22 protein-coding genes are annotated in these 23,881 nt (G+C 62.7%); 10 read left to right on the top strand and 12 right to left on the bottom strand.

Annotation, left to right across the window (positions count from 1 at the left end):
* Window positions 1-33: 33 nt before the first annotated feature.
* Together AHA_RS13880 and AHA_RS13875 are read right to left on the bottom strand one after the other, a co-directional pair.
* On the bottom strand, window positions 34-591 hold the full coding sequence (locus AHA_RS13880; RefSeq protein WP_010633534.1) for a TMEM165/GDT1 family protein: 558 nt from the start codon (window positions 589-591) through the stop codon (window positions 34-36).
* 256 nt (window positions 592-847) lie between these two features.
* Window positions 848-1,177 carry a translation initiation factor gene (locus AHA_RS13875; protein ID WP_043123987.1) on the bottom strand — a complete coding sequence of 110 codons (330 nt, stop codon included), beginning with the start codon at window positions 1,175-1,177 and terminating at the stop codon, window positions 848-850.
* Between the two features lie 119 nt (window positions 1,178-1,296).
* Here AHA_RS13875 and AHA_RS13870 point away from each other — a divergent pair, with 119 nt between their 5' ends.
* Genes AHA_RS13870 through AHA_RS13860 form a run of 3 tightly spaced genes read left to right on the top strand, consistent with a single transcriptional unit; the run spans window position 1,297 to window position 4,092 of the window.
* Window positions 1,297-1,524 carry a FeoA family protein gene (locus AHA_RS13870; RefSeq protein WP_005302641.1) on the top strand — a complete coding sequence of 76 codons (228 nt, stop codon included), beginning with the start codon at window positions 1,297-1,299 and terminating at the stop codon, window positions 1,522-1,524.
* Between the two features lie 55 nt (window positions 1,525-1,579).
* Complete coding sequence (gene feoB / locus AHA_RS13865) at window positions 1,580-3,853, top strand: Fe(2+) transporter permease subunit FeoB (protein ID WP_011706554.1); 2,274 nt, start codon at window positions 1,580-1,582, stop codon at window positions 3,851-3,853.
* The gene (locus AHA_RS13860; RefSeq protein WP_011706553.1) at window positions 3,850-4,092 is read left to right on the top strand and encodes a FeoC-like transcriptional regulator; all 243 of its coding nucleotides are present in this window, start codon (window positions 3,850-3,852) and stop codon (window positions 4,090-4,092) included. The genes feoB and AHA_RS13860 overlap by 4 nt, the downstream gene beginning before the upstream one ends.
* A gap of 114 nt (window positions 4,093-4,206) precedes the next feature.
* Here the strand turns inward: AHA_RS13860 and AHA_RS13855 are convergent, their stop codons facing one another.
* From AHA_RS13855 to AHA_RS13840, 4 genes are all read right to left on the bottom strand, one after another.
* Entirely contained in the window at window positions 4,207-4,686 is a 480-nt protein-coding gene (locus tag AHA_RS13855; protein WP_164927684.1) for a WbuC family cupin fold metalloprotein, read from the bottom strand.
* 135 nt (window positions 4,687-4,821) lie between these two features.
* Window positions 4,822-6,093 carry a glucose-1-phosphate adenylyltransferase gene (glgC, locus tag AHA_RS13850; protein ID WP_011706551.1) on the bottom strand — a complete coding sequence of 424 codons (1,272 nt, stop codon included), beginning with the start codon at window positions 6,091-6,093 and terminating at the stop codon, window positions 4,822-4,824.
* Between the two features lie 283 nt (window positions 6,094-6,376).
* A complete protein-coding gene (tapW, locus tag AHA_RS13845) occupies window positions 6,377-7,516 on the bottom strand; it encodes a type IVa pilus ATPase TapW (protein ID WP_011706550.1) in 1,140 nt (379 codons plus the stop codon).
* A gap of 60 nt (window positions 7,517-7,576) precedes the next feature.
* The gene (locus AHA_RS13840) at window positions 7,577-7,933 is read right to left on the bottom strand and encodes a DMT family protein (RefSeq protein ID WP_005302630.1); all 357 of its coding nucleotides are present in this window, start codon (window positions 7,931-7,933) and stop codon (window positions 7,577-7,579) included.
* A gap of 113 nt (window positions 7,934-8,046) precedes the next feature.
* On the opposite strand from AHA_RS13840, the gene AHA_RS13835 reads away from it, so the two are divergent.
* The 3 genes from AHA_RS13835 (at window position 8,047) to AHA_RS13825 (ending at window position 10,658) form a co-directional block, all read left to right on the top strand.
* On the top strand, window positions 8,047-8,778 hold the full coding sequence (locus tag AHA_RS13835) for a substrate-binding periplasmic protein (protein ID WP_011706549.1): 732 nt from the start codon (window positions 8,047-8,049) through the stop codon (window positions 8,776-8,778).
* Between the two features lie 100 nt (window positions 8,779-8,878).
* Window positions 8,879-9,886, top strand: a complete 1,008-nt coding sequence (gene btuC, locus AHA_RS13830; RefSeq protein ID WP_011706548.1) for a vitamin B12 ABC transporter permease BtuC — start codon at window positions 8,879-8,881, stop codon at window positions 9,884-9,886.
* Window positions 9,873-10,658 carry an ATP-binding cassette domain-containing protein gene (locus tag AHA_RS13825; RefSeq protein WP_164927683.1) on the top strand — a complete coding sequence of 262 codons (786 nt, stop codon included), beginning with the start codon at window positions 9,873-9,875 and terminating at the stop codon, window positions 10,656-10,658. The genes btuC and AHA_RS13825 overlap by 14 nt, the downstream gene beginning before the upstream one ends.
* A 21-nt stretch (window positions 10,659-10,679) precedes the next feature.
* On the opposite strand, the gene aac(6') is transcribed toward AHA_RS13825, so the two are convergent.
* Window positions 10,680-11,138 carry an aminoglycoside 6'-N-acetyltransferase gene (gene aac(6'), locus AHA_RS13820; RefSeq protein ID WP_011706546.1) on the bottom strand — a complete coding sequence of 153 codons (459 nt, stop codon included), beginning with the start codon at window positions 11,136-11,138 and terminating at the stop codon, window positions 10,680-10,682.
* A 6-nt stretch (window positions 11,139-11,144) separates the two neighbouring features.
* Complete coding sequence (locus AHA_RS13815) at window positions 11,145-12,209, bottom strand: 3-deoxy-7-phosphoheptulonate synthase (protein WP_011706545.1); 1,065 nt, start codon at window positions 12,207-12,209, stop codon at window positions 11,145-11,147.
* 155 nt (window positions 12,210-12,364) lie between these two features.
* Here AHA_RS13815 and AHA_RS13810 point away from each other — a divergent pair, with 155 nt between their 5' ends.
* Window positions 12,365-12,745, top strand: coding sequence for a diacylglycerol kinase (locus tag AHA_RS13810; RefSeq protein WP_011706544.1), 381 nt, complete (start codon window positions 12,365-12,367; stop codon window positions 12,743-12,745).
* A gap of 206 nt (window positions 12,746-12,951) precedes the next feature.
* Here the strand turns inward: AHA_RS13810 and serA are convergent, their stop codons facing one another.
* The 4 genes from serA to AHA_RS13790 all read right to left on the bottom strand — a co-directional run bounded on the left by serA (window position 12,952) and on the right by AHA_RS13790 (window position 17,541).
* Window positions 12,952-14,184: a phosphoglycerate dehydrogenase gene (gene serA / locus AHA_RS13805; RefSeq protein ID WP_024946386.1), complete on the bottom strand. Its 1,233-nt coding sequence runs from the start codon at window positions 14,182-14,184 to the stop codon at window positions 12,952-12,954.
* A 451-nt stretch (window positions 14,185-14,635) separates the two neighbouring features.
* Entirely contained in the window at window positions 14,636-15,289 is a 654-nt protein-coding gene (gene rpiA, locus AHA_RS13800) for a ribose-5-phosphate isomerase RpiA (protein WP_011706540.1), read from the bottom strand.
* Between the two features lie 185 nt (window positions 15,290-15,474).
* Window positions 15,475-16,074: a 5-formyltetrahydrofolate cyclo-ligase gene (locus AHA_RS13795; RefSeq protein ID WP_011706539.1), complete on the bottom strand. Its 600-nt coding sequence runs from the start codon at window positions 16,072-16,074 to the stop codon at window positions 15,475-15,477.
* Window positions 16,075-16,206: 132 nt separating this feature from the next.
* A complete protein-coding gene (locus AHA_RS13790; protein WP_011706538.1) occupies window positions 16,207-17,541 on the bottom strand; it encodes a Na+/H+ antiporter NhaC family protein in 1,335 nt (444 codons plus the stop codon).
* A 310-nt stretch (window positions 17,542-17,851) separates the two neighbouring features.
* Here AHA_RS13790 and dapB point away from each other — a divergent pair, with 310 nt between their 5' ends.
* From dapB to carB, 3 genes are all read left to right on the top strand, one after another.
* Window positions 17,852-18,664: a 4-hydroxy-tetrahydrodipicolinate reductase gene (dapB, locus tag AHA_RS13785; protein WP_011706537.1), complete on the top strand. Its 813-nt coding sequence runs from the start codon at window positions 17,852-17,854 to the stop codon at window positions 18,662-18,664.
* Between the two features lie 688 nt (window positions 18,665-19,352).
* Window positions 19,353-20,489 carry a glutamine-hydrolyzing carbamoyl-phosphate synthase small subunit gene (carA, locus tag AHA_RS13780; protein WP_011706536.1) on the top strand — a complete coding sequence of 379 codons (1,137 nt, stop codon included), beginning with the start codon at window positions 19,353-19,355 and terminating at the stop codon, window positions 20,487-20,489.
* A 16-nt stretch (window positions 20,490-20,505) separates the two neighbouring features.
* The gene (carB, locus tag AHA_RS13775) at window positions 20,506-23,742 is read left to right on the top strand and encodes a carbamoyl-phosphate synthase large subunit (protein ID WP_011706535.1); all 3,237 of its coding nucleotides are present in this window, start codon (window positions 20,506-20,508) and stop codon (window positions 23,740-23,742) included.
* The last annotated feature ends 139 nt before the right edge of the window (window positions 23,743-23,881 follow it).

Genomic DNA, 23,881 nt, shown 5'->3' with positions numbered 1-23,881 from the left:
ACCCTTGCCTCGCCACCTTCTGATCCGGCCGGGTCAGGCGAACAGCAGGGTGCTCACCCCGAGGCCCACGAACAGGATGGCGCAGGCGATGCGGATCCCCTTGAGCGGCAGGCGATCGGCCCCCAGCTTGCCAAGCAGCACCACCGGCACGTTGGCCAGCATCATGCCGAGGGTGGTGCCGGTGATGACCTGGGTCAGCGAGTCATATTTGGCCGCCAGCAGCACGGTGGCGATCTGGGTCTTGTCGCCGATCTCGGCGATGAAGAACAGCACGAAGGTGGCCATGAAGGGGCCGTATTTGTCGAGCGGGCTCTCCTCGTCGTCCATCTTGTCCGGCACCAGGATCCAGGCGGCCATGGCAATGAAGGCACCGGCCACCAGGTAGGTCATCACCTTGGGATCGAGCCAGCGGCTGATGAACTCGCCAAGCCAGGCGGCGCCGGCGTGGTTGAGCAGGGTGGCTGCCAGCATGCCGGCGATGATGGGCCAGGGCTTGCGAAAACGACAGATGAGCAACAGCGCCAGCAGCTGGGTCTTGTCGCCGATTTCGGCGATGGCCACGCTGAGGGTTGAGGTTAACAAGGCTTCCATAAAAATGACCGGGGGACGGAATTGTTATACCTGAGACAAGCCTGCGCCATCCGTCCCCGGTATTGGCACTGGCCCGTCAAAGGTCTTGTCAAATCCGCGGCTGGCGTGGATCACCCTGACCATGGTGAGTTGGCACCAAGTATGTTGATCAGGGTCGCGAACCGGTTTGGGGCCGGCTGGCGAGACTACTCCCCCTCGATGGGAGCGGGCATTCTAGGGAAAAAGCGAAAGTGACGCAAGCCGGGCAGCGCGGGGATCAGCCGCCCACCAGCTTGACGCTGAAACCGGCCTTCTCGAGCTCGGCCTTGATCAGATCCCGTTTGTCCCCCTGGATCTCGATCACCCCCTCTTTCAGGCCGCCGCCGGTGCCGCACTTTTTCTTGAGCAGGGTGGCGAGGCTCTTTTGCTGTTCGGCCGGGACGCCGTGGATGGTGATGACCCCGGCGCCCTTGCGCCCCTTGGTTTCGCGGCGGATGCGCACCACCCCGTCGGTGGGGAAGGGGGAGGCAGATTGCGGCTGGCTCTGTTCTTTGATGATGCCGCCGTCCGTGCTGTAAACCAGGCGGCTGTTGTTGTCGTGACTCATGGCAGTTATTTGTGGGTTAGCTAAGCGGAGTTTGATTTTACTCAAATAAGCGTTGAAAACACGGATTATAATGCCCCAAGTAAAAGAGAATTATTATTGTTTAACTTCAGGAGTCAGTCATGGTACTCGCGCAGTTGTCACCGGGACAGAGTGCTCGCATCAAGAACATGAATCAATTAACCCGTCCCCTGCGGCGCAAGCTGATGGTGATGGGCTTGTTGCCCCAGACTGAAGTCATCTATTTGCGCGCGGCCCCGCTCGGGGATCCGCTGCAGATCCAGTGTCAGGGGATCTGCCTCTCCATGCAAAAAAGCCTTGCCCAGCAAATCGAGGTCGAGCCGGTATGAAACACACCTCACAAAACAATCGTCTTGGTCAAAGCACTATCGAGGTTGAACCGGTATGAACTACTCCCTGGTAACCGTCGGCAATCCCAATAGCGGCAAGACCTCCCTGTTCAATGCCCTGACCGGGGCCCGCCAGCAGGTGGGCAACTGGAGCGGTGTCACTGTCGACAAGAAGATGGGCGAATTCAGCGCCCAGGGTCACGACTACAAACTGATGGACCTGCCCGGCATCTACAGCCTGGCCAACCAGGAGGGGAGCCTGGACGAGCAGATCGCCAGCCGCTTCGTGGAGGGCCAGCAGCCGGATCTGCTGCTCAACGTCATCGACGCCGCCAACCTGGAGCGCTCCCTCTACCTCACGCTGCAACTGCGCGAGCTGGGGCTGCCCATGGTGGTGGTGCTCAACAAGATGGACATCCTGCAAAAGCGGCGCATCACCATCGACGAGAGCAAGCTCGCCAACACCCTCGGCTGCCCGGTGGTGGCCCTCTCGGCCCACAACCGCCAGCAGGTCGCCGCCTTCAAGAACCAGATCCAGCAGTTCATCGGCCAACCGCAGCCGGCGCTGTTGCTGGACTACGGCCATGAGCTTGAAAAAGATCTGGCGGAGCTCGAGACCCTGCTCGCCCCGCACCACCTCACCACCCGTGGTCGCGCCCTGCGCCTGCTGGAAGAGGATGCGGTGATGCAGGAGACCCTGCTGCCCGGCCAGCAGGCCGCAGCCGCCAACGTGGTGGCTCGCGCTCACCACGGGCAGGATGTGGACCTGCAACTGGCGGACATCCGTTACGGCCACATCCACCAGTGGGCCGCCCAGGCGTGCCAGCAGAAGGGCAAGCTCACTGCGGCCCAGAGCGAGCGGCTCGATCGGGTGCTGCTCAACCGCTGGTTCGGCATCCCCTTCTTCCTGCTGGTGATGTACCTGATGTTCATGTTCGCCATCAAGGTGGGCAGCGCCTTCATCGACTTCTTCGACATCATGGGCGGCGCCCTGTTTGTCGATGGCGTCCACCACCTGCTGGGGCTGATCCATGCGCCGGACTGGCTGGGGGCCATCCTGGCGGACGGCTTTGGCGTCGGCTTGCAGACCGTCGCCACCTTCATCCCGGTGATCGGCTGCCTCTACCTGTTCCTGGCGGTGCTGGAGAGCTCCGGCTACCTGGCCCGCGCGGCTTTCGTGGTGGATGCCCTGATGCGCCGCCTCGGCCTGCCGGGCAAGGCGTTCGTCCCCATGCTGATGGGCTTTGGCTGCACCGTGCCCTCGGTGATGGCGACCCGCACCCTCAACTCCGAGCGTGAACGGCTGATGACCTCGGCCATGGCCCCCTTCATGTCGTGCGGTGCCCGCCTGCCGGTCTACGCCCTGTTCGCGGTGGCTTTCTTCCCCGAATCCGGCCAGAACCTGGTGTTCGGTCTCTACCTCATCGGCATCCTGGTGGCGGTGCTCACCGGCCTGTTGCTGCGCAGCACCCTGCTGCCGGGCAAGAGTGACTCCATGCTGATGGAGATGCCGGACTACGAGTGGCCGCGCCCGGTCAACGTCGGCATCAAGACCTGGCAGAAGCTCAAATCCTTCGTCTTTGGCGCCGGTAAAACCATCGTGCTGGTGGTCGCCGTGCTGAGCGTGCTCAACTCGCTCGGCACCGACGGCAGCTTCGGCCACCAAGACCAAGAAAGCTCGGTGTTGAGCAAAATCAGCCAGGCGGTGACCCCGGTGCTGCACCCCATCGGCGTGCGCGATGACAACTGGCAGGCCACGGTCGGCATCGTCACCGGCATCTTCGCCAAAGAGGCGGTGGTCGGTACCCTCAACAGCCTCTACGCCGGCAGCGGCGACGGGGAAGAGGAGGCGAGCGAGTTCTCTCTGGTAAGCAGCTTCCAGGAGGCGATCGCCGCGGTCGCCACCAATCTGGCCGACATCGACCCGACCGACCCCATGGGGCTGGCGGTGGGCAACCTGGATGACCAGAAAGCTGCCGCCGAGGCGCAGGAGGTGGACGTCTCCACCTATGGCAACATGCAGAGCCACTTCGACGGGGCGGCCGGTGCCTTCGCCTACCTCTTGTTCGTGCTGCTCTACATGCCCTGCGCCGCCGCCATGGGCGCCCTGGTGCGGGAAACCGGTCGCCAGTGGGCCCTGCTGACCGCCGCCTGGTGCAACTACATGGCCTTCATGTGCGCCACCGTCTTCTATCAGCTGGCCACCTTTGCCGCGCACCCCGAGCAGAGCCTGTTCTGGGTGGCGAGCTACGGCGGCTCCCTGCTGCTGCTCTGGTGGGCCGGCCGTCGCCATGGCGACATCGTCGCCCGCAAGGTGGTGACCCTGTGATCCTGCGTGAGCTGGGGGAGTACCTCGCCGCGCAGCAGAAGGTGAGCCGGCGCGAGCTGGCCCGCCACTTCCACACCTCGGAAGATGCGGTGGAGGCCATGCTCGGCGTCTGGATGCGCAAGGGGCGGGTCGCCAAGCGGGAGACTCAGGTGTGCGGTGGCTCCTGCTGCGGCAAGAGCCAGGAGGTGATGTTCGAATGGTGCGAGCCGGGCCAGATTGGTCTGGTGCAGAAGGGCTGAACCAGCTCATCTGCTCGTGTTCGATACCCCGCATTCAGATATAAAAAAGACCCGCCGCTGGCGGGTCTTTTTATTGGCGCGTGTTGGCTGTGTTCGCGTAAGGGTGGAGGCAGATCAGCGCCCCGGCCAGCGCTGGCCCACTTCGGCGTGGCGATACCAGGCCATCAGCGCCTGCTGGCCGGCGACGTCGTCCACCGCCGGTGACCAGGGGGCGAAGTCCTCTTCCCGAAAGGGGGCGTAGGGGCCGTGTTTGACCTCGAAGATGACGGCGCCGGGATCCAGAGAGAGCACCGCATGCCAGCTGGCGACCGGGGTTTCCAGCACCGAGGTCTCTTCCCCCAGCACGGCGCGAGCAATGACGGTGCCCTCGTCATCGAAGTTGAGCACCACGAAGCGGCCTTGCAGCGAGGTGAGCAGCTCCCAGGTCTGCAGGTGGCGATGGGGGCGGATATAGGTGCCCGGCTCCATGGCGATGGCCAGGCGCTGGATGGGGTCGGCCAGCTCCTGATGCAGGTTGTGGTTCATGCGCAGGCGCGGGGAGTGGGCGGCCTCGTCGGCGAGGCTGGCAAGGCGGGCAACATCCAGTTTTTTCATATGCGATTCCATGGTGAGACGAAGGCTGGGCCGAGCGCAGAGTAGCATGCCCGGCAACCGGTCAGGCAAGGGGCGAGCGGTAAGCAAATGTAAAAAGGGAGCCTCTATGACTCCCTCTGCTATGACTGTTCGGCATCACAATCTGGCCAGCATCTCCTTGGTGACCAGCACTATGCCCTGCTCGGAGCGGTAGAAGCGGCGGGCATCCTCGCAGGCGTTTTCCCCCACCACCAGCCCTTCCGGCAGCTTGCAGCCCTTGTCGATCACCACCCGGCGCAGCCGGCAGCCCGGGCCTATCTCGACCCCGGGGAAGATCACCGCCTGATCCAGGGTGCAGAAGGAGTCGACCCGCACATTGGTAAACAGCACCGAGCTCACGATGAAGGAGCCGCTGACGATGGTGCCGCCGGCAAACATGGAGTTGATGGTCATGCCGTGCTGGCCGTTTCTGTCCTGCACGAACTTGGCGGGCGGGGTCATGTTCTGGCTGGTCCAGATGGGCCAGTCCTGATCGTAGATGTCGAGCTCCGGGGTGACGGAGGCAAGATCCATGTTGGCCTCCCAGAACGAATCCACCGTGCCCACATCGCGCCAGTAGGGGCGCTTTTGCGGGCAGCAGCCGACGCAGGACATGCTGAACGGGTGGGCATAGGCGGTGCCCTCTTGCACCACCCGCGGGATCACGTCCATGCCGAAATCGTGGTGGGAGGCCGGGTTGGCGAGATCCTCTTCCAGCAACTGGTAGAGGTAGTCGGCCTCGAAGATGTAGACCCCCATGGAGGCCAGCGCGGTGTCGGGCTTGCCCGGCATGGCGGGCGGGTTGGCGGGCTTCTCGACGAAGGCGTTGATCTTGCGATCCCCATCCACCGCCATCACCCCGAAGGCGCTCGCCTCATCCCTCGGCACCTCGATGCAGGCCACCGTCACCCTGGCCCCCATGTTGACGTGATCGAGCAGCATGGCGGCGTAATCCATCTTGTAGATGTGATCCCCCGCCAGCACCACCACATATTTGGGGCCGTGATCGCGAATGATGTCCAGATTCTGGTAGACCGCGTCGGCGGTGCCGCGATACCAGTTGACCTCGTCCACCCGTTGCTGGGCGGGCAGCAAGTCGATGAACTCGTTCATCTGGTAGCGCAGAAAAGACCAGCCGGACTGGAGGTGGCGCAGCAGGCTGTGGGATTTGTATTGGGTGACCACCCCGACCCGGCGAATGCCGGAGTTGATGCAGTTGGAGAGTACGAAGTCGATGATGCGGAACTTGCCGCCGAAATGCACTGCCGGTTTCGCCCTGTTGTCCGTCAACTGTTTGAGGCGACTGCCCCGCCCTCCTGCGAGAACCAAGGCCATGGTCTCGTTCAGCAACTGTCTGGACTGTGCTGTATTGGCAGGTTGTAACAACATTGAATACCCCTTTATTGATAGAACTCCTTGATACTGCCTCCTTTGAAGCCAGTATGAAAGTGCTTTCACTCACACTTCTCACACGGTTTTTCGGTGAAGTGATGGTTTTGTCATTTGTGATGACAAAATCTGTCGCAGATGGCGCGATAGTTCACCAGATGTCACGGCGGCGCTGGGCTGGCGGGGAGGGCGGTGGCCTTGAAGGGCGGCCAGATGCGGGCGTTTTTTGTGCAAACACCCGCCGAAGCGGGTGTTTGCAGGTGCCGTCAGGGGGCGGACGAGGTCAGAACAGATCGTCTTTCTCGTCCTTGGTGGGCTCGAGGCTCCAGCCGGTGGCATCGCTGCTGCTGGCGATCTGGCCCTTCTCCTTCCACAGCTTGATCTTGAGGCGCAGGTTGTTGGCCGAGTCGGCGTTCTTCACCGCCTCCTCCTCGTCGATCACTCCCTCCACCACCAGATCGAACAGGGCGCTGTCGAAGGTGACCATGCCGAGGGCCTTGGATTTTTCCATCACCTCCTTGAGGCCGCCAAATTCGCCGCGTTTGATCATGTCGCGAATGGTGTGGGTGCCCAGCATGATCTCCACCGCCGCCCGGCGGCCACCGTCGCTGGTTTTGACCAGCCGCTGGGAGACAAAGGCCTTGAGGTTGTTGCCCAGATCGTTGAGCAGCTGGGGCCGGCGCTCTTCCGGGAAGAAGTTGATGATGCGATCCAGCGCCTGGTTGGCGTTGTTGGCGTGCAGGGTGGAGATGGCCAGGTGGCCGGTCTCGGAGAAGGCCAGCGCATGCTCCATGGTCTCGCGATCGCGGATCTCGCCGATGAGGATGACGTCCGGCGCCTGGCGCAGGGTGTTTTTGAGGGCAGCGTGGAAGCTGCGGGTGTCCACCCCCACCTCGCGCTGGTTGATGATGCTCTTGCGGTGACGGTGCACGAACTCCACCGGATCCTCGATGGTGATGATGTGGCCGCCGCTGTTGCGGTTGCGGTGATCGATGAGTGCCGCGAGCGAGGTGGACTTGCCCGAGCCGGTACCGCCGACGAACAGCACCAGGCCGCGCTTCTCCATGATGGTGTCGAGCAGCACGGGGGGCAGTTTCAGATCCTCGAAGCGGGGGATCTCGGTCTTGATGTTGCGCGCCACCAGCGACACTTCGTTGCGCTGCTTGAAGATGTTGATCCGAAAGCGGCCGATCTGGGGCAGCGAGATGGCGAGGTTCATCTCCAGCTCCCGCTCGAACTGCTGCTTTTGCTCGCCGTCCATGATGGCGTCGGCTATTCTGGCCACCTCGCCGGGCTCGAGCGGCGTCTCACTGAGCGGACGCAGGCCGCCGTTGAACTTGGCGCAAGGGGGGGCGCCGGTCGACAGATAGAGGTCGGAGCCATCCTGCTTGGCCAGGATCTGTAGCATGTCTCGCAATTCCATTGGTTTTGCCTCGTCTATCAAGCAGATGCAATTACATCGAATGTCATTGAGTGTACAGCGTCAGGCGCCGGTGAGTTTCTCGCGAAAGACAAAAAACACCGCGCCCAGGATGCACAGGCCGGCCCACAGGTAATCCCATTTCAGATCCTCTTTCAGATAGAAGATGGAGAAGGGGACGAACACGGTGAGGGTGATCACCTCCTGCAGGATCTTGAGCTGGCCGACGGAGAGCACAGTATGGCCGATGCGGTTGGCAGGTACCTGCAGCAGGTATTCGAACAGCGCTATGCCCCAGCTCACCAGGGCGGCGATGATCCAGGGTTTGTGATTCATGCTCTTGAGGTGGGCATACCAGGCGAAGGTCATGAAGACGTTGCTGCACAGCAGCAGGCCGATGCTGGTAAAGATAGGGTTCATTAGGTTCTCCTTTAAAATCAATCGCATTTTATCTCCGAACCACGGGTTTTCATAAGTGGGGCGGCAGGGTATTTTTAATCCATCAAGGATGAAGTCACAGAGGGTTGTACGGGATGGGCAAGACAAGCTTGGGTGTGCTTGGTCTGCTGTTTGCCTGCCTGGTGCATGGGGCGCCGACCCTGACGGTGGCCACCGATGTCTGGCCGCCGTTTCGGATCGTGCAGCCGGACGGCCGCTTCGGCGGACTGGACATGGACATCTTGCAGCAGTTGCAGCGCCGCAGCGGCATCCGCTTCGAGGTGAAACGGGTGCCCTGGGGACGGGCGCTCAAGCAGATGCAGACCGGCCAGGTGGACCTGATGATCGGCTTGGCGATGACGGCAGAGCGGGCAGCCTTCATCGATTATCTGCAGCCGGCCTACTATCAGTGCCGGCCGGCCTTCTACGGCAAGGCTGCGGCGGTATCGACCCTGCGCACCTACTCCGATCTGCAGGGCAAGAAGGTGGGCTATGTGCTCAATTCGGCCTATTTTGCCCCCTTTGATGCAGACAACCGGCTCGACAAGCACGGGGTGCCCACCGAGGATCAGCTGCTGCGCATGGTGCAGCGCGGCCACCTGCCGCTGATGATCGGCACCGACTGCCAGGTGGACTACGCCCTGAGCCAGGACAACGAGGCCGGTCTGCTCAAGGCAGCCTATCAGCCGCCGCAACCTGTGGTGCTCTATCTGGGCATGAGCAAGCACTCCCCCCATCAGGCGCTGCAGCAACCGCTGGCACTGGCGCTGCAGGAGCTGGTGGCTAGCGGCGAGATTGCCGCCCTCGCCAAGCCTTACCAGCCTTGACCTCGGGTAGTAACACGCTGTTATCATGCGTTTTTCATGACTCGCGCCAGCTGCTCGACAGGCTCTGGCGCCGGCTCGTTCTCACCTTCGGAGAGCCTCTGTGTATCTCTCTTTGCTCGCCCGCCAGCAGCGCTGGCAGCGGCGCTGGTTGCTCGGCCTGCTGCTGCTGACCCTGGCGCTGTTTCTCTGCTCCCTCGCCTGGGGCGAATTCGTCTTGTTGCCCTGGCAGCCACTGGGGGATCTCGAGCAGCGCATCCTGCTGGAGCTGCGCCTGCCGCGCGCCCTGCTGGCCCTGCTGGCGGGGGCGGCGCTCGCCTGCGGTGGCGCCGTGCTGCAGGTGATGCTGCACAACCCGGTGGCCGAACCCGGCCTGCTCGGCGTCTCGAGCGGGGCGGGATTGGCCGCCATGGTGGCGATGGCGGTGGCCAAGGCCCTCGGCGTTTATCTGCCGGGCTGGGGGTTGTCACTGGCGGCCTTCGGCGGTGCCCTGCTGGTGACCATGCTGATCATTCGGCTGGCGCGCCGGGCCCGGCTTGGTCACGCCCGGCTGCTGCTGTTCGGGGTCGCCATTGGCATCCTCACCAATGCCGCCATGACCTGGCTGATGTACTTTGCCGATGACGGCTCCCTGCGTGAATTCATGTTCTGGATGATGGGCAGCCTGGCCTACGGCAGCCAGCAACTGGCCTGGTGGTGGCTGCTGTTCCCGCTGGCTCTCGGCTGGCTCGGCTGGCAGGGCAAGGCGCTGCAGCAACTGCTGCTGGGAGAGACCCAGGCCCGCCTGATGGGGCTCGATGTGGACAAGATGCGGGTGCGGCTGGTACTGGCGGTGTGCCTGCTCACCGGCATGGCGGTAGCGCTGTGCGGGGTCATCGGCTTCGTCGGGCTGGTGGTGCCCCATCTGCTGCGCCTGTGCGGCGGCAGCGATCAGCGCTTCCTGCTGCCCGCCTCGGCGCTGGGGGGCGGCGCCCTGCTGCTGGCGGCCGATCTCATCGCCCGCTCCGCCTTGCGGGCGGGGGAGCTGCCCATCGGGGTCATCACCGCCTCGGTCGGCGCCCCGCTCTTCATCTATCTGTTGTTGAGGCAAGATGCCCATGCCAGCACCTGATCACCTCGGGGGTCAGCCCCCCTTGCTGGCGGCCAGCTCCCTGGCCGTCGCCAACCGGCTCGCCCCCCTCGACCTTGCCTGGCAGGGGGGCCAGCTGGTGGCCCTGCTTGGCCCCAACGGCAGCGGCAAGTCGACCCTGCTCGGCGCCCTGGCCGGCCTCTTGCAGGGGCAAGGGGAGGTGCGCATCGGCGGGGAGTCGCTGGCGGACTTGAGCTGGCCGGCGCTGGCGCAGCGGCGCGCCATGCTGCCCCAGCGCCAGCCCCAGCTGTTCCATATTCCGGTATTCCAGGTGCTGAGCCTGGGGCTCGATGAGGCTCAACCTGCGGCCAGACAGAACGAGGCCATTCAGGCGCTGTGTCAGGCGCTGGAGCTGGAAGCCTTGCTGGCGCGGGACTTCAGCCAGCTGTCGGGCGGGGAGCAGCAGCGGGTGCTGATCGCCCGCACCCTGCTGCAGGTGTGGCCGAGCCTCAACCCGGGCGGGCGAGTATTGCTGCTGGACGAACCGCTGGCGGGGCTGGATCTGCATCATCAGCTGGCGCTGCTGCGGCTGCTCAAGCAGCTGGCCGGGCAGGGGTTGCTGGTGGTGCTCGCCATCCACGACATCAACCTGGCCATCGATTGGGCCGATCGCCTGCTCTGTCTGCAACAGGGGCGGGTGGTGCGGGAGGGGGGCGTCGAGCTGGTGGACGAGGCGCTGCTGGCGCAGGTGTTTCAGATAAAGACCGATCGCATCGAGGCGGGCGGCCGGGTCTGGTTTATGCCGAGCCTGTGAGAGACAAGCAAGGCCCTGGCGTCAGCCGAGGGCCTTTTTGAAGAAGACGACCCGCTCCGTTTCGGCAAAGCCGAGCCGCTGGTGCAACTGCTGGGAGGCAAGGTTGTCGATGGCGGCATCGGAGGCCAGCTCGCGGCAACCCAGCTCGCGGCCCCACTGGGCCACCCGGGCAATCAAGGCCTGGGCCAACCCGCGCCGGCGCGAAGCCGGCTGCACATAGACCCCTTCCAGATAGACCACCGGGCTGCTCTCGCAGCCGTTCACGTAATCGTGGCGCAGGGCAGCATCGGCAAAGGCCACCGCCTGGCTCTGCGCATCCAGCACCAGAAAGGCGTTGAGATGGGCTGCGGCCAGCAGTTCGGCCCCTTCCTGCAGATGGGCCGCCATTTCGTGGTGCGGCCACAGCTGCTGGCGCAGGGTTGCCCACTGCGCCAGCAGCGTCTCGTCGAGAGGCACTATCCGCCAGTCGGCGTTCGTCATCCGCACTCAGCCCTGCTGCTTGGCAAGGCGCACCTGGGCGGCCTCGGCCAGCATGGCCAGCAGGGTTTCGGTGTCGCTCCACGACAGACAGGCATCGGTGATGCTCTGGCCGAAGGTGACGGCGCAGCCGTTCTCCACATCCTGCCGCCCTTCCACCAGGAAGCTCTCGGCCATGATGCCGGCGATGCCGGTGCGGCCGCGGCGCAGCTGATCGCAGATGTCCTGCGCCACCAGCAGCTGGCGACGGTGATCCTTCATGCTGTTGCCGTGGCTGAAATCCACCACCAGCCGCTCGGGCAGGCCGACGTCGGCCAGCGCTTCGCACGCTTCATCGATGCTGGCGGTGTCGTAGTTGGGGCGGTGGCCGCCACGCAGGATCACATGGCCATAGGGGTTGCCGGCGGTGCGGTAGATGGTCATCTTGCCGTCCTTGTCCGGGGAGTAGAAGATGTGGCTGTGACGGGCGGCACGCACCGCATCGATGGCGATGCGGGTGTTGCCGTCGGTGCCGTTCTTGAAGCCGACCGGGCAGGAGAGAGCGGAGGCCATCTCGCGGTGCACCTGGGATTCGGTGGTGCGCGCGCCGATGGCACCCCAGGTGATGAGATCGCTGATGTACTGGCCGGTCACCATGTCGAGGAACTCGGTGGCGGTGGGCATGCCGAGGGCGTTGATGTCCACCAGCAGCTTGCGGGCCAGTTTCAGCCCTTCGTTGACGTCGAAGCTGCCATCGAGGCGCGGATCATTGATGAGGCCTTTCCAGCCGACGATGGTGCGCGGCTTCTCGAAATAGGTGCGCATCACGATGCACAGGCTCTCTTTATACTGCTCGCGCAGGGCATTGAGGCGCAGGGCGTACTCGTGGGCGGCGGCCGGATCGTGAATGGAGCAGGGACCGACGATGACCAGCAGGCGCTGATCCTCACCGGCCAGGATCGCTTCCACTTCGCGGCGGGCATCCAGCAGATTCTGGGCAACGGTGTCGCTTAACGGGAAGGCGTGCGCCAGTTCGCTGGGAGTGATCAGGGACTCCAGGCGACGGGTGCGCAATTCATCGGTGTGAATGGACATACGACTCGATTCTCGAAATGGGTGGCGTGGGCAGTAGCAATGACTGAGTGCCGAAGAGGCAAAGGGATAAAATAAAGCAAAAAACCCCTGATGGAAACCTCGAGGGGCTCTGATAGGATGTGAGCCCCAAAACGATTCCAAATGAGGTAGATAGCGTGGCAAAGCCAGGGGCAACCGGGGTCACCCGCATCATCAATGCAACCGGTTACAGCATGAAGGGGCTCAAGTCAGCCTGGATCAACGAGGCGGCCTTCCGGCAGGAGCTGATGCTGATCCTGCTGTTGATGCCGCTGGCGTTCTGGATCGGCGATACCCTCGAGCAAATCCTGCTGCTGGTCTGTATCAGCTGGCTGGTGGTGATCGTCGAGGTGCTCAACTCCGCGGTCGAGGCGGTGGTCGATCGCATCGGCTCCGAACATCATGAGCTCTCCGGTCGCGCCAAGGATCTGGGCTCCGCCGCCGTCTTTATCGCGCTGGCCCTGAACGCCCTGGTGTGGGGCGCGCTGGTTGGCCGCAACCTGCTGGGTTGGTGGTAAGTCAGGCCGCATTTTCTCTCGCGTCATTGCTCTCTCCATTTGGGAGATGACTGAGCGAGGGAGGTCTCTTCTCCCCTCATCCCCACCCCTTCTCCCGCGAGGGGAGAAGGGGCAAAAGAGCAACGATGCGGATGTGCGCTTAGCATCGCAGCATAAAAAAGCCCGTCATCACGACGGGCTTTTTGCTGGACGGCTCTGCAGGCCAATCAGTGCAGGATACGGGCACGGATGGTGCCGCCGATCTCCTTGAGCTTGGCCAGCGCCTTCTCGCTGTGTTCGGTCTCCACGTCGATCACCACGTAGCCGATGTGGCTGCTGGTCTGCAGGTATTGACCGGCGATGTTGATCCCCTCGTCGGCGAAGATCTGGTTGATCTGGTTCATCACGCCGGGCTGGTTGCGGTGAATGTGCAGCAGGCGGCTGGAACCCTTGTGGCCGGGCAGGGAGACCTCGGGGAAGTTGACGGCGGAGAGGGTGGAGCCGTTGTCGGAGTATTTGACCAGCTTGTTGGCCACTTCCAGCCCGATGTTCTCCTGGGCTTCCTGGGTGGAGCCGCCGATGTGGGGGGTCAGGATCACGTTGTCCAGCCCGCGCAGCGGGGTGAGGAACTCCTCGTCATTGGACTTGGGTTCGCTGGGGAAGACGTCGATGGCGGCGCCGGAGATGTGGCCGCTCTTGATGACGTCGGCCAGGGCATCGATGTCCACCACGGTACCGCGGGAGGCGTTGATGAAGATGGCGCCCGGTTTCATCATGCGCAGTTGCTCGGCACCGATCAGATCCTTGGTGGAGGCGGTCTCAGGCACGTGCAGGCTGATGACGTCGGACATGTTGAGCAGTTCGACCATGCTCGGTACCTGGATGGCGTTGCCCAAGGAGAGCTTGTTCTCGATGTCGTAGTAGTAGACCTTCATGCCGATGCTCTCGGCGATGATGCCGAGCTGGGTGCCGATGTGGCCGTAGCCGATGATGCCGAGCTTCTTGCCACGGGCTTCCACCGAACGGTTGGCCAGCTTTTCCCACACACCGCGATGGCACTTGGCGTTCTTCTCCGGGATGCCGCGCAGCAGCAGCAGGATCTCGCCCAGCACCAGTTCGGCCACCGAGCGGGTGTTGGAGAAGGGGGCGTTGAACACCGGGATGCCGCGCAGATGGGCGGCGTCGAGCTCGACCTGGTTGGTGCCGATGCAGAAGCAGCCGATGGCCACCAGCTTGTTGGCGGCATCCAGCACCTTCTCGGTGATCTGGGTGCGCGAGCGCAGCCCCACGAAATGCACGTCACGAATGCGCTCGATCAGATCTTCTTCGGAGAGAGAGGTCTTCAGATACTCCACACTGGTGTAACCTGCGGCACGAAAGGTTTCCACCGTGTTGGGGTGAACCCCCTCCAGCAGCAGTACCTTGATTTTATCCTTGTCCAGTGAAAACTTGGCAGTCATGACGATCCCTCTATGTTTGCAAAAGTGAGTGCAGATATGGTGTGTGAAGAAAACCGTAAAGTAGCAAAAACGTTTGGGAGAGGGAATATTTGTGACGAAAGTCAAATTCTTTGAAGTTTTCAACGATAGTTGTAAACGAGGGTTTGCAACTCATTGAGCAACCAATAAAAACGGCGCCATGGGGCGCCGTCTTGCATCCGAAGGGGGATTACTGGATAACCACGCCTTCCAGGGTGCCGATCAGCACCACGTCTGCCCCGCGGTGGGCAAACAGACCGTGGGTGACGGTGCCGACCATGATGCCATTGAGCTGCGTCTTGGCAGGCACCTTATTGGGTGATGACCCCGTCAGGAGTACCAATCAGCACCACGTCTGCCCCGCGGTGGGCGAACAGGCCGTTGGTGACGGTGCCGACCATGATGCCGTTGAGCTGCCTCTTGGCAGGCAACTTTATTGGGTGATGACCCCGTCGGGAGTACCAATCAGCACTACATCTGCCCCACGGTGGGCGAACAGGCCGTTGGTGACGGTGCCGACGATGGCATTGAGCTGCACTTCCAGCCCCTTGGCATCGGTGATGGCCATGCCTTTCACATCCAGGATGTGGTTGCCGTTGTCGGTGACCACCCCTTCACGCCAGACCGGGTTGCCGCCGAGCTTTCTGATCTCGCGGGCCACGTATTCGCGGGCCATGGGAATCACTTCCACCGGCAGCGGGAAGGTGCCGAGCACGTCGACCGTCTTGGTGTTGTCGATGATGCAGATGAACTTGTCGGCCACGGCGGCGACGATCTTCTCGCGGGTGAGGGCTGCGCCGCCGCCCTTGATCATGTCGCGGGTGCCGTTGATCTCGTCGGCACCGTCCACGTAGACGGAGAGGGCGTCGATCTCGTTGAGGTCATACACTGTGATGCCGAAGCCCTTGAGGCGTTCGGTGGAGGCCACGGAGCTGGATACCGCCCCCTTGATCTCGTCCTTCATGGTCGCCAGTGCATCGATGAAGTGGTTGACGGTAGAGCCGGTGCCTACCCCGACGATGGTGCCGGGAACCACATACTTGAGCGCAGCCCAACCGGCCGCCTTCTTCATTTCATCTTGAGTCATGATCGATCCTTTGGAAAAAAGCGGCCGCATTATATCCAAGCCGCCTCCCCAGAGCGACCACCCAGCTCACGTTCCGGGCCAAAAACCTGCAAGATGTAAATCGTTTGCCTGTTTATTGCGCCATGTCATTGCACCATGGCTGTGGCAGCAGGGCGTGACGATTGCGGCAGAGGGGGCCGATGGTCCTAGCCGGGAAAGTGCCAGCAGCGGCTGGGGGTGATGATCTGGGGCAGCGGCACGTCCCACTCCTCCTGCGGCACCGCGTCCACCTGCTGGCAGTCGTGGGCGAGCCCCAGCGGCTTGGGGCCGAGCCGATGTTCATGCCAGCAGGCGAGGGTGCGATCGTAGTAGCCGCCGCCCATGCCGAGCCGGTTGCCCGCCGCATCGAACGCCACCAGCGGGGTGCAAATCAGATCGAGGGTGCTGTGGGGCACCACCTGCTGCATGTCGAGCTCCGGCTCGGCGATGCCGTAACGGTTGCGGGTCATGGGGCTGGTGGCGGTGTAGCGCAAGAAGAGCAGGTGGCCCGGGGTGAAGGGGTGCAGCACCGGCAGGTAGACCTCTTTTTGCTGGGCCCACAGCCAGTGGATGGCGGGCAGGGGGTTGAGCTCGCCGTCGTTGGCCAGATAGAGGGCGATGCGTTTGGCCGCCAGGATCTCGGGATGCTGCTTGAACTGGGCAACCAGCTGCTGGGCCGCCTGCTGCTGCTCGGCCTGGGTCAGGCTCTTTCTGCGCTGGCGGATGAGCTGACGCAGGGATTGTCTTTCAGGCTGGGTATCCGGCATGGGGGCTCCTCTGATGAACGGGCGGGGGGCGACGAGCGGATCGCGCTGACAGGCGATCACCTTAACAAGGCCGCGCCGGGTTGAACAGCGCGGCTCGGCCGCCGGATCCTCGGGAACCCGGCGGCCGCACTATCAGGCGTGGGCGGCTTTGCGCATCTGGTGCTTGACGAACACTGCCACCAGGGCGGCCAGCGCCAGCGCCATGGGGTAGAAGCTCATGCTCACCACCGCCAGCGGCGAGAGGGCGAAGATGGAGCCCAGCAGCAGTGCCTGGGCACCCCAGGGGATGAGCCCCTGCACCACGCAGGAGAAGATGTCGAGCATGGAGGCGGCGCGGCGCGGGGTGACCCCGTGGTGATCCGCCAGCTCCTTGGCCACCTTGCTGGCGACTATGATGGCCACCGTGTTGTTGGCGGTGCAGAGGTTGGTGAGGCTCACCACCCCGGCGATGCCGAGCTCGGCCGCCTTCTCGTTCTGCTCGCCGTCATGCTGACGGGTGAAGCGGGCGATGAGGGCGCTGATGCGGCAGCTTATCCAGGCCAGCCCCCCCTGGCGCTCCATCAGGGCGCCGAGGCCGCCGATCAGCATGGAGAGCAGGAAGATCTCCTGCATGCCGGTGAAGCCCTGATAGATGTCCTTGCTGAACTGGCCGAGGGGGTAATCCCCCAGCAGGCCGACCCCGCCGGCCGCCAGAATGCCGAGCCCCAGCACCATGAAGACGTTCATGCCGGAGAGGGCCAGCACCAGGATCAGCAGGTAGGGCATCACCTTGAGCAGCTCGACATGGGCCTCGGTGGCAGGGGCATCCCCGACCGACCCCAGGGTCAGATAGAGCAGGATCACCCCGATGGCGGCCGGGGCGGCAATCTTGAAGTTCTCGCGAAACTTGTCCTTCATCTCGCAGCCCTGGCTGCGGGTGGCCGCAATGGTGGTGTCGGAAATGATGGAGAGGTTGTCGCCAAACATGGCGCCGGAGAGGATGGTGCCCGCCATCAGCACCGGATCGATGCCGGCAGCCTGGGCCACACCGAGCGCCACCGGTGCCACGGCGCCAATGGTGCCCATGGAAGTACCCATGGCGGTGGCGATGAAGGCGGAGATGAGGAACAGCCCCGGCAGCAGGAACCAGCCGGGGATGAGGGAGAGGCCGAGCGCGACCGTGGCATCCACCCCGCCGGTGGCCTTGGCCACGGTGGCGAAGGCGCCCGCCAGCAGATAGATGAGGCACATCGCCATGATGTTGCTGTCACCGACCCCCTTGAAGAAGGTCTCGAGGTTCTTGTTGAACCCCTCCTTGCCCAGCACCAGCGCCAGCATGACGGCGGGGAGGGCGGCGACGGGGGCGGGCAGCTGATAGAAGGCGAACTCGACCCCCTGCAGGGTCAGCCAGGTGCCGGTACCGATAAAGAGAGCAAGAAAGACCAGCAGAGGCAGCAGGGCTCTGGCGCTGGGTTGAGTCTGGATCATGTGTTCCTCGATGGTTGAACATGACCTCCCTGTCTCAGCCAGCCCGCAGTGGGGTGAGCGTGGCGGGCATCCTGCCGCTATGGGGCGTCTACAGTAGTGAGTCGCGCCCGCCGGGTCAAGATAGCCGTCCAGATGGATACTGCTTTTTGTCTGGTGATTTTGCTTAATTGATTAAATCCGTCAAATATTCGGATTTAAGGAGATATATTGTTGAATTTTCGGGTGGCTAATGGCGGCCACGGCGGGCTTTTCAAAGCGGGCGCAGGCTGGTAAAACGGTCTCTTTCCTTAATAGAGATGAGAGGGTGGAGATGGACAATCCGATCCGTGTGGCCGTGATGGGCTGTAATGGTCGTATGGGCAAGGTGCTGCTGGAGGCGATCAGCCATGCCGAGGGTGTGGTGGTCGGGGCGGCGCTGGAGCGACCGGGCTCCGCCGTGATCGGGCTGGATGCCGGCGAACTCAACGGGCTGGGTCGGCTCGGTGTCATCATCAGCGACAGCCTGGACAAGGTACGGGACGAGTTTGATCTCATCATCGACTTCACCCGCCCCGAGGTGACCCTGGCCAACCTGGCCTTCGCCCGGGCTCACCACAAGCAGATGGTGATCGGCACCACCGGCTTTGACGACGCGGGCAAGGCGGCACTCAAGGCTGCCGCCGGCGAGATCGGCATCGTCTTCGCCTCCAACTACTCGGTCGGCGTCAACCTGGTGTTCAAGCTGCTGGAGCAGGCCGCCAAGGTGATGGGGGATTACACCGACATCGAGATCATCGAGGGGCACCACAGACACAAGGTGGATGCACCGTCCGGCACCGCGCTCTCCATGGGCGAGGTGGTGGCCAAGACGCTCGGACGTGACTTGAAAGAGTGCGCCGTCTACGGCCGCGAGGGGATCACCGGCGAGCGGGATCGCAACACCATCGGCTTTGCCACCATTCGCGCCGGCGATCTGGTGGGGGAGCACACCGTCATGTTCGCCGACATCGGCGAGCGGGTGGAGATCAGCCACAAGGCCTCCAGCCGCCTCACCTTCGCCAACGGTGCGGTGCGCGCCGGCAAGTGGCTCAAGGGGCAGGGCGCCGGCCTCTATGACATGCAGGACGTGCTCGGCCTCAAGTAATCACATCAGCTGACCCCCGGGTCCCCGTGGTGCGCACGAAGGGGCTGCCCGCCCCGTTCGTCTGTTAAAAACCCCGCTCATGCGGGGTTTTTTATTGGTGATTTTGTATAAATGCCGCTTATGCAGCGATTTTCATGCGAAGTAGCATAAATCCTTCCTCTCTGCTGCTGCGCCGGATCTGCCATTGCACAAATGTCATCGGCTGGTAACGAAATTGGGCCTCAATAGCCCCTGTCAGGGCATTTTTTTACATCCATCAAAACAGACTAAAAATTCAAACACAGAAAAACGTTTTCCATTTTTAAAGGCCACTCATCCTCCCTAAAAAAGCTGTTTGTAGGCGTTGAGATTTTTTATATGAAACTTCATTGTATTGTTTTTTAAGGATTAAAAATTGGTTTTTGTATCAATGGCTGCCTCTTTGTCTGGATTGGCAGCAACTTTTGCCTTTTCTTTTCAGGGTGGGGGTTGCAAAGCGATTGAGTGCATAGATAATGGGTAATGTTGCTTGTTTATTGAATTTAGATGCATTTCGGATGAGAAAAGACGTTGAAATGCGATCGTTTTTAAGTAGAATGCGCCCAATTTGCCAGAAATCTGCCGGGTTCGAGTCCTGTCCAAGGCCGGAACCGAGCCCGCAACACCCAGGTAAATTGCTGAATTTAAAGCTAAATAACTGGAGGTTGTCTTGAATCACACTGCATTGCTAGTGCTGGAAGATGGAACTGTGTTCAAAGGCGTGTCGATAGGCGCCGAGGGATGTTCCGTTGGTGAAGTGGTTTTCAATACGTCGATGACGGGCTATCAGGAAATCCTCACCGATCCCTCTTATTCCCGTCAGATAGTCACCCTCACTTACCCCCATATAGGCAACACCGGCACCAACAGCGAAGATGAAGAGTCCAGTCAAATCCACGCGCAGGGATTGATCATCCGGGACCTTCCGATACTTGCCTCCAATTTCCGCAATCAGCAATCCCTCTCCGAATACCTCAAGTCTCACAACATCGTTGGCATCGCCGACATCGACACCCGCAAACTGACCCGCATCCTGCGCGAGAAAGGCGCCCAGGCCGGCTGCATTCTGGCGGGCAAGCAGATAGATGAAGGGTTTGCCCTCGAACAGGCCCGCGCCTTCCCCGGTCTGAAGGGGATGGACCTGGCCAAAGAGGTGACGGTTGGCGAGGCGTACAACTGGACCGAGGGCAGCTGGCAGCTCGGCAAGGGGCACGTCACCCCGGCTGCCGACCAGCTCAAATACCACGTGGTGGCCTACGATTTTGGCGTCAAGCGCAACATCCTGCGCATGCTGGTGGACCGCGGCTGCCGCCTGACCGTGGTGCCGGCCAAGACCCCGGCTGCCGAGGTACTGGCGCTGAACCCCGATGGCATCTTCCTCTCCAACGGCCCCGGTGACCCCGAGCCGTGTGACTACGCCATCGAGGCCATCGAGGCCTTCCTCAAGACCAATATCCCGGTGTTCGGCATCTGCCTGGGTCACCAGCTGCTGGGTCTGGCCTCCGGCGCCAAGACCATCAAGATGAAGTTCGGCCACCACGGTGCCAACCACCCGGTGAAGAGCCTGGACGACAACACCGTCATGATCACCGCCCAGAACCACGGTTTTGCGGTGGACGAGCAGACCCTGCCGGATTGCCTGCGCGCGACCCACATCTCCCTGTTCGACGGGTCACTGCAGGGCATCCATCGCACCGACCGGCCGGCCTTCAGCTTCCAGGGTCACCCCGAAGCGAGCCCGGGCCCGCACGACTGTGCCGGTCTGTTCGACCACTTTATTGAATTGATCAAGCAGTATCGCGCTTAAGAGGAAAAGAGAAGCCATGCCAAAACGTAACGACCTACAGAGCATCCTGATCCTCGGCGCCGGCCCCATCGTCATCGGTCAGGCCTGCGAATTCGACTACTCCGGCGCCCAGGCCTGCAAGGCCCTGCGCGAGGAGGGCTACCGCGTCATTCTGGTGAACTCCAACCCGGCCACCATCATGACCGACCCGGAGATGGCCGACGCCACCTACATCGAGCCCATCACCTGGGAAGTGGTGCGCGAGATCATCAAGAAAGAGCGTCCGGACGCCATCCTGCCCACCATGGGTGGCCAGACCGCACTCAACTGCGCGCTGGATCTGGAAAAGCACGGCGTGCTGGCCGAGTTCGGGGTGGAGATGATCGGTGCCACCGCCGATGCCATCGACAAGGCCGAAGACCGCTCCCGCTTTGACAAGGCGATGCGCAGCATCGGCCTGGAGTGCCCGCGCGCCGGCATCGCCCACAACATGGAAGAGGCCTGGGGCGTGCAACAGATGGTGGGCTTCCCCTGCATCATCCGTCCCTCCTTTACCATGGGCGGCTCCGGCGGCGGCATCGCCTACAACCCGGAAGAGTTCGTCGAGATCTGCGAGCGCGGTCTGGACCTGTCGCCGACCAAGGAGCTGCTCATCGACGAGTCGCTGATCGGCTGGAAAGAGTATGAGATGGAGGTGGTGCGGGATCGCAACGACAACTGCATCATCGTCTGCGCCATCGAGAACTTCGACCCCATGGGCATTCACACCGGTGACTCCATCACGGTCGCGCCAGCCCAGACGCTGACCGACAAGGAGTACCAGCTGATGCGCAACGCCTCCATGGCGGTGCTGCGCGAGATCGGCGTCGAGACCGGTGGCTCCAACGTCCAGTTCGGCATCAACCCGAAAGATGGGCGCATGGTCATCATCGAGATGAACCCGCGGGTGTCGCGCTCCTCTGCGCTCGCCTCCAAGGCGACCGGCTTCCCCATCGCCAAGATCGCCGCCAAGCTTGCCATCGGTTACACCCTCGACGAGCTGATGAACGACATCACCGGCGGTCGCACCCCGGCCTCCTTCGAGCCGGCCATTGACTACGTGGTCACCAAGGTGCCGCGCTTCAACTTCGAGAAGTTCGCCGGCGCCAACGACCGTCTGACCACCCAGATGAAGTCCGTCGGCGAAGTGATGGCCATCGGTCGCAACTTCCAGGAGTCCCTGCACAAGGCGCTGCGCGGCCTCGAGACCGGCAAGACCGGCTTCGACCCCATGGTTGACCTGAACGCTCCTGACTCCCTGACCCGCATCCGCCACGAGCTGCAGGATGCCGGCGCCGAGCGTATCTTCTACATCGCCGACGCCTTCCGCGCCGGTCTCTCCATGGACGGCGTGTTCAAGCTGACCAAGATTGACCCCTGGTTCCTGGTGCAGATTGAAGAGCTGGTCAAACTCGAAGAGCAGGTGAAAGAGCGCGGCATGGCCGGCCTCGATGCCGACTTCCTGCGCGCCCTCAAGCGCAAGGGCTTTGCCGACGCCCGTCTGGCCAAGATCCTCGGCGTGGCCGAAGGGGAAGTGCGCAAGCTGCGTGCCCGCCACAACATCTTCCCGGTCTACAAGCGGGTCGATACCTGCGCCGCCGAGTTCGCCACCAACACCGCCTACATGTACTCCAGCTATGACGAGGAGTGCGAGGCCAACCCCACCAACCGTGACAAGATCATGGTCATCGGTGGCGGCCCGAACCGCATCGGTCAGGGCATCGAGTTTGACTACTGCTGCGTGCACGCGGCGCTGGCCCTGCGCGAAGACGGTTACGAGACCATCATGGTCAACTGCAACCCGGAGACCGTCTCCACCGACTACGACACCTCCGACCGTCTCTACTTCGAACCGGTCACCCTGGAAGATGTGCTGGAAATCGTGCGGGTCGAAAACCCCAAGGGCGTCATCGTCCAGTACGGCGGCCAGACTCCGCTCAAGCTGGCCCGTGCGCTGGAAGCCAACGGCGTGCCGGTCATCGGCACCAGCCCGGATGCCATCGACCGCGCCGAAGATCGCGAACGCTTCCAGTCTGCCGTCGAGCGCCTCGGCCTCAAGCAGCCGGAAAACGGCACCGTTACCGCACTGGAGCAGGCGGTGCTGACCGCCGAGCGCATTACCTACCCGCTGGTGGTCCGCCCCTCCTACGTACTGGGTGGCCGCGCCATGGAGATCGTCTATGACGAGCAGGACCTGCGCCGCTACTTCGCCGAGGCGGTGAGCGTCTCCAACGAGTCGCCAGTACTGCTGGATCGCTTCCTGGACGACGCCACCGAGGTGGACGTGGACGCCATCTGCGACGGCACCGATGTGGTCATCGGCGGCATCATGGAGCACATCGAGCAGGCCGGCATCCACTCCGGTGACTCCGCCTGCTCCCTGCCACCCTACACCTTGTCCAAGGCCATTCAGGACGAGATGCGCGAGCAGGTGCGCAAACTGGCGCTGGAGCTTGGCGTGGTCGGTCTGATGAACGTGCAGTTCGCGGTGAAAGACAACGAGATCTACCTCATCGAGGTGAACCCCCGTGCCGCTCGTACCGTGCCGTTCGTCTCCAAGGCCACCGGTGCCCCGCTGGCCAAGATCGCCGCCCGCGTCATGGCCGGTCAGAGCCTGAAGGAACAGGGCTTTACCACCGAAATCATCCCACCCTACTACTCGGTGAAGGAAGTGGTACTGCCGTTCGCCAAGTTCCCGGGTGTCGATCCGCTGCTGGGGCCAGAAATGCGTTCCACTGGTGAAGTGATGGGCGTGGGCAGCAGCTTTGCCGAGGCCTATGCCAAGGCGCAGCTGGGTGCCGGTCACCAGGTGCCGCGCGAAGGGCGTGCCTTGCTCTCCGTTCGCCACAGCGACAAGGAGCGGGTGGTGAACCTGGCCGCCAAGCTGCTGGAGCTGGGCTATGACCTCGACGCCACCCACGGCACCGCCGTGACCTTGGGGGAGGCGAGCATCAACCCGCGTCTGGTCAACAAGGTGCACGAGGGGCGCCCGCACATTCTGGATCGCATCAAGAATGGCGAGTACACCTACATCGTCAACACCGCCGAGGGTCGCCAGGCCATCCAGGACTCCAAGCAGCTGCGTCGCGGCGCCCTGCAGCACAAGGTGGCCTACACCACCACGCTGCACGCCGCCTTTGCCACCTGCATGGCCATCAGCGTGGATGCCACCGCCAACGTCAACTCGGTGCAGGAGCTGCACCAGAAGGTGGAAAGCCAGCTGAAAAGCCGCTAAGACCGCGTGTTGAAGGAGGGACGCCTCCTTCGTGACCCGATAAAACCCCGCCAGCGATGGCGGGGTTTTTTATTGGCAAAGAGATCGGATGCCTATGGCAGCGGGTGTCACCGAGCAACGTGCTCTGGGTGATATTCGC

The organism is Aeromonas hydrophila subsp. hydrophila ATCC 7966, from assembly GCF_000014805.1.
In the GTDB taxonomy this organism is placed as follows: Bacteria; Pseudomonadota; Gammaproteobacteria; order Enterobacterales; family Aeromonadaceae; genus Aeromonas; species Aeromonas hydrophila.
This window is presented reverse-complemented; position numbering and strand designations above follow the sequence as displayed.

Excerpts from the sequence above, each read along its gene's own strand:
- AHA_RS13815 (WP_011706545.1), bottom strand. The coding sequence starts at position 12,209 with ATGTCCATTCACACCGATGAATTGCGCACCCGTCGCCTGGAGTCCCTG.
- AHA_RS13835 (WP_011706549.1), top strand. The coding sequence starts at position 8,047 with ATGGGCAAGACAAGCTTGGGTGTGCTTGGTCTGCTGTTTGCCTGCCTG.
- carB (WP_011706535.1), top strand. The coding sequence starts at position 20,506 with ATGCCAAAACGTAACGACCTACAGAGCATCCTGATCCTCGGCGCCGGC.
- feoB (WP_011706554.1), top strand. The coding sequence starts at position 1,580 with ATGAACTACTCCCTGGTAACCGTCGGCAATCCCAATAGCGGCAAGACC.
- AHA_RS13880 (WP_010633534.1), bottom strand. The coding sequence starts at position 591 with ATGGAAGCCTTGTTAACCTCAACCCTCAGCGTGGCCATCGCCGAAATC.
- AHA_RS13855 (WP_164927684.1), bottom strand. The coding sequence starts at position 4,686 with ATGAAAAAACTGGATGTTGCCCGCCTTGCCAGCCTCGCCGACGAGGCC.
- AHA_RS13875 (WP_043123987.1), bottom strand. The coding sequence starts at position 1,177 with ATGAGTCACGACAACAACAGCCGCCTGGTTTACAGCACGGACGGCGGC.
- glgC (WP_011706551.1), bottom strand. The coding sequence starts at position 6,093 with ATGTTGTTACAACCTGCCAATACAGCACAGTCCAGACAGTTGCTGAAC.
- AHA_RS13870 (WP_005302641.1), top strand. The coding sequence starts at position 1,297 with ATGGTACTCGCGCAGTTGTCACCGGGACAGAGTGCTCGCATCAAGAAC.
- tapW (WP_011706550.1), bottom strand. The coding sequence starts at position 7,516 with ATGGAATTGCGAGACATGCTACAGATCCTGGCCAAGCAGGATGGCTCC.
- rpiA (WP_011706540.1), bottom strand. The coding sequence starts at position 15,289 with ATGACTCAAGATGAAATGAAGAAGGCGGCCGGTTGGGCTGCGCTCAAG.
- AHA_RS13840 (WP_005302630.1), bottom strand. The coding sequence starts at position 7,933 with ATGAACCCTATCTTTACCAGCATCGGCCTGCTGCTGTGCAGCAACGTC.
- AHA_RS13795 (WP_011706539.1), bottom strand. The coding sequence starts at position 16,074 with ATGCCGGATACCCAGCCTGAAAGACAATCCCTGCGTCAGCTCATCCGC.
- AHA_RS13790 (WP_011706538.1), bottom strand. The coding sequence starts at position 17,541 with ATGATCCAGACTCAACCCAGCGCCAGAGCCCTGCTGCCTCTGCTGGTC.
- dapB (WP_011706537.1), top strand. The coding sequence starts at position 17,852 with ATGGACAATCCGATCCGTGTGGCCGTGATGGGCTGTAATGGTCGTATG.
- serA (WP_024946386.1), bottom strand. The coding sequence starts at position 14,184 with ATGACTGCCAAGTTTTCACTGGACAAGGATAAAATCAAGGTACTGCTG.
- AHA_RS13825 (WP_164927683.1), top strand. The coding sequence starts at position 9,873 with ATGCCAGCACCTGATCACCTCGGGGGTCAGCCCCCCTTGCTGGCGGCC.